Below are 372 nucleotides of genomic sequence, written 5' to 3'. Positions count from 1 at the left end.
CTATACATCTATTGAAACTTGCATTATAGCCGGCTCCTGAAAAAGTATAAACTCTTACATAATATGTCTCACCTGGAGTCAACCCCGTTAATGTAGCTGAGTTTGGATCCGAACATAATACACTCGTTAATGACCCACAAGTACCACTCAATACTTGGAAATACATATCTGAAGCGGTAGATGTTCCGGTGGATACAACATTAGACAATGTTACAACGTGTGAAGCTCCGGTAGCTACAAAACTATACCAAACATCATCATCCGGGTTACCAGAACATGGAGTAGCTGCCATTGACATAGACGCTCCCAGAGTATTACCAGGAGTGATAGTTCCACAAGATAACTCAGGATTTACAGTCAACGCTACTGCAG

Annotated in this window: 1 protein-coding gene; it reads right to left on the bottom strand. The window is 41.7% G+C overall.

Annotated features, from left to right (window positions below; all coding sequences use genetic code 11):
• Nucleotides 1–292 (bottom strand): fibronectin type III domain-containing protein (locus tag ACPYOJ_RS34755; protein WP_481420288.1); only part of this gene is annotated, 292 nt, incomplete at its 3' end.
• Nucleotides 293–372 lie beyond the last annotated feature (80 nt).

Source organism: Rhizobium sp. SVR5-9E (assembly GCF_056755095.1).
This window is presented reverse-complemented; position numbering and strand designations above follow the sequence as displayed.